Below are 9,109 nucleotides of genomic sequence, written 5' to 3'. Positions count from 1 at the left end.
CAGGATGTACAGCGTGCCGGGCAGGTAGCCGAACTGCGCGGCGAGGATCGGGCCGACCAGCGGACCGGGCCCGGCGATCGCCGCGAAGTGGTGTCCGAACACGACCCAGCGGTTCGTGGGCACGAAGTCCTTGCCGTCGGCCAGCCGGTGCGCGGGAGTGACTCGCGCGTCGTCGAGCCGCAGCGCGCGCGTGGCCAGGAACGCGGAGTAGAAGCGGTAGCCGACCGCGTAGGTGCACAGCGCCGCGACCAGGAACCAGGCGCTGGAGAGCGTCTCACCGCGCGCGGTCGCCAGCACGCCGAGCGCGACCGCGCCCGCCGCTGCCACCGCCGCCCAGGCGAGACTCTTCCCCAGAGGCATGGGCGCGATTCTACCGATTCGCGTGCGATAATCGCGCCGCACGTGACTGCGGGAGGGACCATGAAGAGCGTGACGGGACGGGTGGCGGTGATCACCGGCGGCGCGAGCGGCATCGGGCGCGGCATGGCCGAGGTGTTCGCGCGCGCGGGCATGAAGATCGTGCTCGCCGACGTGGACGAGTCGCGGGTCACCGAGACCGCGCGCTCACTCGAGAAGGACGGCGCCGAGGTCCTGACCGTGCGCACCGACGTGTCGAAGCAGGCCGACGTGGACGCGCTGGCGCGCCGCGCGGTCGACGCGTTCGGCGGTGTCCACGTGGTGTGCAACAACGCCGGCGTCGCGCACGGCGGCGTGCCGACCTGGCAGAGCACGCTGCACGACTGGGAGTGGCTCGTGGGCGTGAACCTGATGGGCGTGGTGCACGGCGTGCGCGCCTTCACGCCGATCCTGCTCGCGCAGGGCGAGGGTCACATCGTGAACACGGCCTCGATGGCGGGGCTGATCAGCCCGGCCGGCAACGCGCTCTACGGAGTCACCAAGCACGCGGTGGTGGCGCTCTCCGAGGCGCTGTTCAACGAGCTGCGCGCCGCGAGCGCCGACGTGCACGTGTCGGTGCTGTGTCCCGGCTGGATCAACACCGAGATCCTGCGCTCGACCGAGCGCAACACGCCCGACGCGGTGCGCCGCGCCCGGCCCGAGGTGCGCACCACGCCGGAGTCCGAGATCCGCCGCAAGCAGGTGGAGAGCATGCTGGCCAACGGCCTGTCACCCACGCGTGTGGGCGAGCTCGTGCTCGACGCGGTCCGCTCCGAGCGCTTCTGGATCCTGACTCACCCCGAGTGGAAGGGCGCGATCCGCCACCGGCTCGAGAACGTGCTCGAGGAACGCGATCCGACGCCCGCGACGCCCGGCGGGCAGCGGCGCTAGCGTCACTTGTTCCAGGGCAACGGCTGGGGCGGCGGCAGCGACGCGTACAGCGGGTGACTGGGTGCGCCGCGCGTCAGCGCGAGCACGTAGATCAGCGGCGGGAAGGCGATCGCCTGGCGCCCGCCGATGAACAGGAACGGCGTGCCCTGGATGCCGTGCGCCTGCGCCCAGGCGATGTCGTCCTGCAGCTTCTTCTCGGTCTCGGGCGACTTCGCGCACGCCTCGACCTCGGCGCGCGGGCCCAGCACCTGCGCCAGCTCCCAGACCTTGTCCTCGCTGAGCGTGGTCTGATTCTCGAACAGCGAGCCCACGAACTCGAACTCGTTCGGCGCACCCTCGGCACAGATCTGCACGCGCGCCGCGAGACAACGCACCGGGTTGCTCGCGCCCTTGATCGCAGGGTTGCAGCCCGAGTCGAGCGGGTACTGGTGCGGCGCGAGCGAGAAGGCGTCGGCTCCGAAGCGCAGGCGCAGCTCCTTCAGCACCTCGTGCATCTGCGCGCAGTGACTGCACAGCGTGTCGGTGAACTCGGTCAGCACCAGACGCGGAGACTGCGGCCCGATGGTCGTGCGCGCGGGCGGCAGAGTCACCACCGGCCCGGCGGCGTAGGCCGCCAGCGTGTCGGAGAGCAGCTGCTTGGCCGGGTCGGGCAGGGTGTTGATGAAGCTCAGCACCTCGCGCTCGTCGGGCGTGCCCGAGGGGAGTGACTGGAGCGCCTTCGCGCCGGTCTCGGCCATGCTCTGCGGCGTGCGCGTGCCCGGGAAATACAGCAGCGCGGCGCCCAGGCCGACCGCCGCCAGCGCGAGCGGCGCGCCGCGCGCGAGCTGCGAGGCCAGCGGCAGGCCGAGCCCCACGAAGGCCACGCCGAAGTAGCCGAGCACGAGCAAGTAGGTGAGCGCGCAGGTCGTACACAGGTGCCCGAAGGCCAGGGACGCCGACAGGAGCACGGCCGCGCCGACCACGCCCGCGAGCGCGGTGAGCAGGGTCGCGCCCAGCCAGGCATCCGCGGCGCGGCGGCGCGACAGGCGCACGCGCGCGACCAGCGGCAGCGCGAAGGCGGCGAGCCCCCACACGACCCCCCACGCTGCGACGGGCAGCCCCGTGCGCGCGTGCACGGTGCTGGCGAACGGGGAGCTCCAGATGTCGGCGCAGTGTCCCCCGCCGACACACACCACGTCGCCGCCGCGGCGCGCGACGATCAGCTGGTACCACTGGAACAGTGCCCAGGCCGTGTGGGCCCCGGCGATCGCGAGCAGGATCGAGAGCGCACGGCGTGCCCGGGCAGAGCGCGAGTCGTTCATGGCCCGGGACGCTAGCAATTGCACAGCCCGGTCAACTACCCGTGTTTGACGCCCGGGGTCCGGAGTGGGAGGCTCGCCGGCCATGGCACGCCCGGCAAAGCTCACGCCCGAGCAGCTCGAGCAGGCGCTGCGCGGGCTCGCCGGCTGGACGCTCGCGGACGGGAAGCTGCACCGCGAGTTCCGCTTCGCCGACTTCAGCGCCGCCTTCGCGTTCATGACTCGCGTCGCGCTCGAGGCCGAGAAGCGCGACCACCATCCCGATTGGTCCAACGTGTGGAACCGCGTGGTGGTGGACCTGGTCACGCACGACGCCGGCGGAGTCACCGAGCTCGACGTCGCGCTGGCCCAGCGCATCGGCGAGCTCGCGGCCTGACGCGTGCGCCCCACCCACGCGCGCTACGGGGCACTCGCGTTCACGCTGGCGATGATCGCGATCGCCTATCTCGACCGCGTGTGCATTTCGACCGCGGCGCCGTCGATCCAGTCCGAGCTCGGCCTGTCCGACCGCGAGATGAGCCTGGTGTTCAGCGCGTTCACCTTCGCCTACGCGATCTTCGAGGTGCCGAGCGGCTGGCTCGCCGACCGCTTCGGCGCGCGCGTCGCGCTGTCGCGCATCGTCCTGTGGTGGTCGGTGATGACCGCCGCCACCGGCGTGGCCGGCGGCTTCGGCTCACTCGTGGCCGTGCGCTTCCTGTTCGGCATCGGCGAGGCGGGTGCGTTCCCGTCGAGCGCGCGAATCTTCGCGCGCTGGATGCCCGCTCGGCTGCATGGCCGGCTGTTCGGGGTGCTGCTCGCGGCCGCGGCCCTCGGCGGCGCGCTGACCCAGCCGATCGTGGTGGCTCTGCTCGGGCGTCTGGGCTGGCGCGGCTCGTTCGCGGTGTTCGGCGTGGTCGGCGTGGTGTGGACCGTGGCGTTCTGGCGCTGGTTCCGCGACGACCCGCACGAGCACGCGGGCGTGAACGCGGCCGAGCTCGAGCTGCTCGCGGCGGGCGGCGCGCTGCGCCAGTCACACGCGGCCGTGCCCTGGGCGGGGCTGGCGCGCAACCGCACGGTCCTCGGGCTGTGCGGGATGTACGTGGGCGCGATCTACGGCTGGTACTTCTATCTCACCTGGCTGCCCACCTACCTCTTGCGCGCGCGCGGCTTCGACCTGTCACAGGTCGGGTGGCTGGCCGCGCTGCCGCTCCTGGGCATCGCGATCGGCGTGCTCGCGGGCGGCGTGGTGAGTGACTTCCTGCGCCCGCGGCTCGGAGCGCGCACGGCCATGCGGCTCCCGGGGCTGCTCGGGCTGCCGCTCGCGGCCGCGGCCGTAGCGGGGGCCGCCACGGTGGAGTCACCCGTGGCCTGTGCGCTCTTGCTGGCGTGCGCCGCGGGGCTCGCGGGCGCGGGCATCGCGCCCGCTTGGGCGATCTGCGTGGAGATCGGCGGCGTCCACTCCGCGGTCGTGGGCGGCGCGATGAACACCTTCGGCAACCTGGGCGGCGCGCTCTGCCCCGTGGTCATGGGCTGGGGCCTCGAGCGCTTCCACTCCTGGACGCCGCCGTTGCTCACCATCTCGGCGCTCTATCTCGCTGCGGCGCTGTGCTGGCTGGTGATCGACCCGGCGCGCAAGCTCGAGCGCGCGCCCGCGCTCGCCGTGTTCGAGCCCGCGGGCTAGCCGCCGAGCGCGCGGAACAGCGCGTCGTCGGCGGGCACGCCGAGCACGGCGCGCGCCGCGCCGACGCCGGAAGTCACCACGCCGTACACGCCGCCGCCGGGCTGCGCCCAGTGACCGGCGAGATACAGGCCGGGCAGCGGCGTGGCGTTGGCGGGCCGGCCGGGGCCGATCTGGTCGGGGCCGAGCGCCCAGCCGTAGATCGCGCCATCGCTGTTGCGCGTGTAGCGCTCGAGCGTGCGCGGGGTGCCGCCCTCGGCGAAGCGCAGGTTGGCGCGCAGGCCCGGGAAGCGCGTCTCGGCCGCCGCGAGCATGCGCTCGAGATACGGCTTCTTCTCGGCGCGCCAGGCGCGCGAGGCGGCGTACGGCACGAGCGCGGTCAACACCAAGAGGTGTACGCCGTCGGGCGCGAGCTCCGGATCGGCGAGCGTCGGCACCGTGGCGCTCCACCAGCAGGGCCGGCCGGCGAGCGTGGAGGCGTAGGCGTCGTCGTGATCCCAGGTCTCGTACACGAACGTCTCGTGAGTCGCGCCGAGCGCGCCCAGGTCGAGCCCGGTCGCCGCGTACACCACGAAGGCCGAGACCGAGGGCTCGAGCCGCGCGAGCGCCCGGCGCCAGCGCGCGGGGAAGCGCGCCTCGCCGCACAGCTCCTCGACGGTCTGGCGCAGGTCGGCGTTCGAGATCACGACCGGCGCCGCCACGCGCTGCCCGTTCTCGAGCACGATGCCCGCCGCCCGGCCGCGCTCGACTACGATGCGGCGCACCGGGCTGCGCAGCAGCACCTCGCCGCCCTCGCGCTCGACCGCGCTGGCCAGCGCGCGCGCGAGCTTCTGGAAGCTGCCCTTGCAGTAGTACGCGCCCTCGGCGGCGTACGAGAGCAGCATGGTGGCGAAATACAGGAACGAGACACGCGACGGCGGCAGGCCGAGATACGGCCAGAAGGTGGCGAACACCGTCTTGGCGCGCGGGTCGTCGAGGTGCTCGTCCATCACGCGCGCGAGCGTCGCGCGCCGGTAGCGCAGGAGCGTCGGGAAGTGACCGGGTGCGCGCATCACGTCGAAGGGCGAGGCCAGCTCCGCCGCGCGGCGCGCCTCGTCGCGGATCGCGAGACACTCGGACACCAGGTCCTCGAGCCCCTTGCGCTCGGCGGGGAAGGCCTGCGCGTGACTTGCGATGAACTCCTCCAGCCCGGCGCGCGCGCGCAGCTCGAGCCCGGGATACACGGCGGTGTAGAGCGGGTCGATGCGCGCGAACTCGAGCTCGCGCCGCGCGCCGACCGCAGTCAGCACGCGGTGCAGGAGCCCGCCGCCGGGGAAGGCCGTCGGCTCGCAGCCGCCCACCAGGTGCACCGCCGAGTCGAAGGTGTACTGGCCGCGGCGGAAGGCGTGCGCGTAGCCGCCGGGCCGGTCGTGGCGCTCGGCCACCAGCACGTGCTTGCCCGCGCGCGCGAGCAGCGAGGCCGCGGTCAGCCCGCCCAGACCGCTGCCCACGACGATCACGTCGTAGCGGTCGTGGCGCGCTTCGCGCCGGAACCTCACCGGATGCTGAACTCGGCGGGGTCGTTCCCGGCCAGCCCGTAGCGCAGCATGAAGTTGACCACGATCATGCTGTAACGGCTGTCCGTGGCCTCGCCGGTGAAGACGCGCGGCATGTGCTTGGCGAAGTGCCAGTCGGTGAGTCGCCCCAGCAAGGTGTGCCGCACGTACTCCCCCACCTTGAAGAGCGTGAACAGCCGCCCGCTGTAGTAGGCGTCGACGATGCGCGCCCAGTCGTCCAGGTTGCGGATCGCGCGAGACTGATAACGGGCGAAGGCGCGCGCCGAGCCGTCGCGGATCGCGCGCGCGAGCGAGCGCGCGGCGTCGAACGCGAGCAGCGTGCCGCTCGACAGCACGGGGTCGATGAACCCGAACGCGTCGCCGCACAGCGCCCAGCCGGGTCCGACCGCGCGGCAGGCGCGCAGCTGGTAGTTCGTGTAGCGGACCACCGGGCTCACGCGCTCGGCCTTCTCGCCCCACTGCCGCGCGCACTCGTCGCGGCGCAGGAAGTTGTCGTACTGCTCCTCGATGGTCGCGCCGAAGCGCACGATGTGCTCCATGGGAGTCACGATGCCCACGCTGACCCGGCCCGGCAGCGGGATGCGCCACGACCAGCCGCGCTCCAGGCGGTCGGAGTGCACGTTGCCGGGCAGCACGGTCGAAACCCCGGTGCAGTGCGCGTGGAGCGCCGTGTCCTTGCGCGGGCCTTCGACCGTGGGAATGTCGAGCAGGCGCGCGACCGCGCGCGCGCGGCCGGTCGCGTCGACCAGGAAGTCGGGCTCGCCGCCCAACGCCTGGCGTGCCGTGGCCAGCGACTCGGGCGCGAGCCGCACGGCGTCGGGATCGGACCCGCGCTCGAAGCGCGCCGACTCCTCGAGCTTCACTGCGCCCGCGCGCACCGCCGCCGCCTCGATCGAGGCGTCGAACAAGTCACGCGGCACGTTGTAGGAGTAGGGCGTGCGCGCACCGCGGCTGTCGGCGAAGCGGAAGCTCATCTGCGCGACCGGGTGGAAGGTGAAGCTCGCGCCCGGCTTGTAGGTGCTGTAGGCGGCGACCTCGTCCTCGATGCCCAGGTCGCGCAGGAAGGGAATCACCGCGGGCACGAGCGACTCGCCGACGATGATCGGCGGGCGCTTGCCGCGCGCGAAGAATGCAACCGCGACGCCCTCCCGGCGCAGGTAGGCGGCGAGGGCCGCGCCCGAGGGGCCGCCGCCGACGATCGCGACTCTGCGAATGCGCTCCCCCATCGGCGCCGCACCATAGTCGAGCGGCGAGCGCCTTTCAACGCGCCTTGACAAGCCGAGCGCACGGGTGCGAAACACCCGGGCGATGCAGTGGACGCAAGAGGCGCTCACCCATCGGGTGTACGAGATCCTGCGCGACGAGCTGCTCTCCGTCGGAGAGGAGTTCACGCCGCGTTCGAACCTGGTCGAGGCCGGGCTCGACTCACTCGCGGTCACCCAGCTGCTCCTGGCGATCGAGGAGAGCACGGGCATCTGGGTCGACGAGAGCCTGCTCACCGAGGAGACGCTCGCGAGCGCCGAGAGCCTCGCGGCCTGCGTGCATGCCCAGATCGCCCACGCCTGACCGCCGGGCGCTGACCGGCGCCGACTGCTTCCTGCGCGCCTTCGACTGGGAGGTGCGGCGCACGGCCGGCGCGAGTCACGCGTCGCAGCTCGTGCTGCGGCTGGGGCCGGGGCTCGACCCCCAGGCGCTCGCCAAGCTCGTGGCCGAGGTCGCGGCGGCGCAGCCGATCCTGCGCGCGCCGATCCGCCGGCCGTGGGGCGTGGCGCCCCCCGAGTTCCGGCTCGAGCGGGCCGCGGCGGCGCCGCTGCCGCGCTTCGAGCTTCACGAGGCGCCGGGACCGCGAGTGACTGGCGAGGAGCCGGAGCTGCCGCCCCTGTTCGCGGCGCGGCTGAACGAGCGCTTCGACGGGCGGCGCGGCGTGCTCTTCCGCTGCGACGTGGTGCGCCACGCGGGCGGCGCCGCGGGCTGCGACGTGGCTTTCACCTGGTTGCACATGCTCCTGGACGGCTCGGGTAGCGAGCGCTTCGTGCGCTGGCTCGACGAGGTCGGGCGCGGCCTGCGCCCCGCTGCCGAGCTGCCCGACGAGCCCGAGGTCGAGTCACCCGATCCCGGTGCGCGCGCGCGCGGCGAGCAGGCCATGCGCTGGCAGCGACGCATGCGCTCTTTCGCGGCGCGCGCCCCGCGCTCGCTCGCCGGGCCGCTGGCGCGCACGCCGCAGCGGCTCGAGGTCGACCTGGCGACGTTCGCTCCGGAAGAGAGCGCACGCGCCGCGCGGCGCGCGCGCGAGGCGGCCGGCTTCCTGACTCCCATGCTGTTCTATCTGGCCGCCTCGATCCGCGCGCACCACGCGGTGTTCCGGCTGCGCGGGATCGACCCGCGGAGCTTCGTGGTGCCGCTGCCGGTGAACCTGCGCCCCAAAGGCGCGGGCGGCGCGCTGTTCGGCACGCGCGTGTCGCTGCTCTGGTTCCAGGTGACTCCCGAGCACTGCACGAGCCTCGAGTCACTGCTCGAGCAGCTGAAGGCGCAGCGCCTGGCGGCGATCAAGGAGGGCATGGTCGAGGCCGGCGCAGCCGCCATGGACTATGCGCGCTGGCTGCCGCGCGCCGCCTACGCGCGCATGGCGCGGCAGGCCTTCCGCGGCGAGCTGTGCTCGTTCTTCTTCGCCTACACCGACCAGTTCCTGCCCGGCATGGACTCGTTCCTGGGTGCCCCGATCCGCAACGCCTTCCACGCGCCTTCGGTGCCGCCCTCGCCGGGCTCGGCGGCGGTGTTCTCGCTGCGCGGGGGCCGGCTGAACTTCACGCACGTGCGCCAGGCGGGAGTCTTCTCGGGCTTCGAGCTGGTGCGTTTCCGCGAGAGCCTGCGCGCCGACCTCTTGGGTGAGGCATCGTGACTCGGCCCGAGCGCGCCGACGTCGCCGTGATCGGCGGCGGCAGCGCGGGCGTGGCGGCGGCCGTGGCGGCGGCGCGCGCCGGGGCGCGCACCGTGCTGGTCGAGCGCGGGCAGCGCCTGGGCGGGAACGCCGCGCATGCACTGGTCCACACGATCTGCGGCCTGTACCACGCGGCCGACGATGGCGACCCGGTGCTGGCTCACGCGGGCCTCCCGGCGGCGCTGGCGCGCGGACTCGCGGCGAGCCAGGGCGCGGCACCGCCCGAGCGCGCGGGCCGGGTGTGGTATCTGCCGGTGCGCCCCGACGCGCTCTCTGCGGCCTACGCCGAGCTGTGTCGCGGCGCGGCGGGGCTCGAGCTCCGGCTCGGGGCGGAGCTCGAGCGCGCGGAGCTGGCGCGCACGCCGTCCGAGGA

General features: G+C 73.5%; 10 protein-coding genes. 6 read left to right on the top strand and 4 right to left on the bottom strand.

Annotated elements, in window-relative coordinates; all coding sequences use genetic code 11:
• Positions 1-360: carbon starvation CstA family protein (locus tag VMR86_14970; GenBank protein ID HTO08346.1), on the bottom strand; the 360-nt coding region annotated here is incomplete at its 3' end.
• Between the two features lie 60 nt (positions 361-420).
• On the opposite strand from VMR86_14970, the gene VMR86_14965 reads away from it, so the two are divergent.
• A complete protein-coding gene (locus tag VMR86_14965; protein ID HTO08345.1) occupies positions 421-1,287 on the top strand; it encodes an SDR family NAD(P)-dependent oxidoreductase in 867 nt (288 codons plus the stop codon).
• A gap of 2 nt (positions 1,288-1,289) precedes the next feature.
• Here the strand turns inward: VMR86_14965 and VMR86_14960 are convergent, their stop codons facing one another.
• Complete coding sequence (locus VMR86_14960) at positions 1,290-2,588, bottom strand: thioredoxin domain-containing protein (protein ID HTO08344.1); 1,299 nt, start codon at positions 2,586-2,588, stop codon at positions 1,290-1,292.
• A gap of 82 nt (positions 2,589-2,670) precedes the next feature.
• On the opposite strand from VMR86_14960, the gene VMR86_14955 reads away from it, so the two are divergent.
• Together VMR86_14955 and VMR86_14950 are read left to right on the top strand one after the other, a co-directional pair.
• On the top strand, positions 2,671-2,961 hold the full coding sequence (locus VMR86_14955; protein HTO08343.1) for a 4a-hydroxytetrahydrobiopterin dehydratase: 291 nt from the start codon (positions 2,671-2,673) through the stop codon (positions 2,959-2,961).
• Between the two features lie 3 nt (positions 2,962-2,964).
• Positions 2,965-4,245 (top strand): MFS transporter, encoded by a 1,281-nt coding sequence (locus VMR86_14950; protein ID HTO08342.1) that lies wholly within the window; start codon positions 2,965-2,967, stop codon positions 4,243-4,245.
• Here the strand turns inward: VMR86_14950 and VMR86_14945 are convergent.
• Positions 4,242-5,780, bottom strand: a complete 1,539-nt coding sequence (locus VMR86_14945) for an NAD(P)/FAD-dependent oxidoreductase (protein ID HTO08341.1) — start codon at positions 5,778-5,780, stop codon at positions 4,242-4,244. The two genes, VMR86_14950 and VMR86_14945, sit on opposite strands and share 4 nt — an antisense overlap.
• Positions 5,777-7,024, bottom strand: a complete 1,248-nt coding sequence (locus VMR86_14940) for an NAD(P)/FAD-dependent oxidoreductase (protein HTO08340.1) — start codon at positions 7,022-7,024, stop codon at positions 5,777-5,779. The genes VMR86_14945 and VMR86_14940 overlap by 4 nt, the downstream gene beginning before the upstream one ends.
• Before the next feature lie 82 nt (positions 7,025-7,106).
• On the opposite strand from VMR86_14940, the gene VMR86_14935 reads away from it, so the two are divergent.
• The 3 genes from VMR86_14935 to VMR86_14925 all read left to right on the top strand — a co-directional run.
• Positions 7,107-7,364: a phosphopantetheine-binding protein gene (locus tag VMR86_14935; protein HTO08339.1), complete on the top strand. Its 258-nt coding sequence runs from the start codon at positions 7,107-7,109 to the stop codon at positions 7,362-7,364.
• Positions 7,342-8,697, top strand: a complete 1,356-nt coding sequence (locus tag VMR86_14930) for a hypothetical protein (protein HTO08338.1) — start codon at positions 7,342-7,344, stop codon at positions 8,695-8,697. Before VMR86_14935 ends, VMR86_14930 begins: the two co-directional genes overlap by 23 nt.
• A partial coding sequence (locus VMR86_14925; GenBank protein HTO08337.1) for an FAD-dependent oxidoreductase occupies positions 8,694-9,109 on the top strand: 416 nt, incomplete at its 3' end. The genes VMR86_14930 and VMR86_14925, both read left to right, overlap by 4 nt.

The sequence above is a fragment of the Myxococcota bacterium genome, assembly GCA_035498015.1.
In the GTDB taxonomy this organism is placed as follows: Bacteria; Myxococcota_A; UBA9160; order SZUA-336; family SZUA-336; genus VGRW01.
The sequence above is the reverse complement of the archived record's forward strand: the minus strand, read 5'-3'. Positions and strand labels throughout refer to the sequence as shown.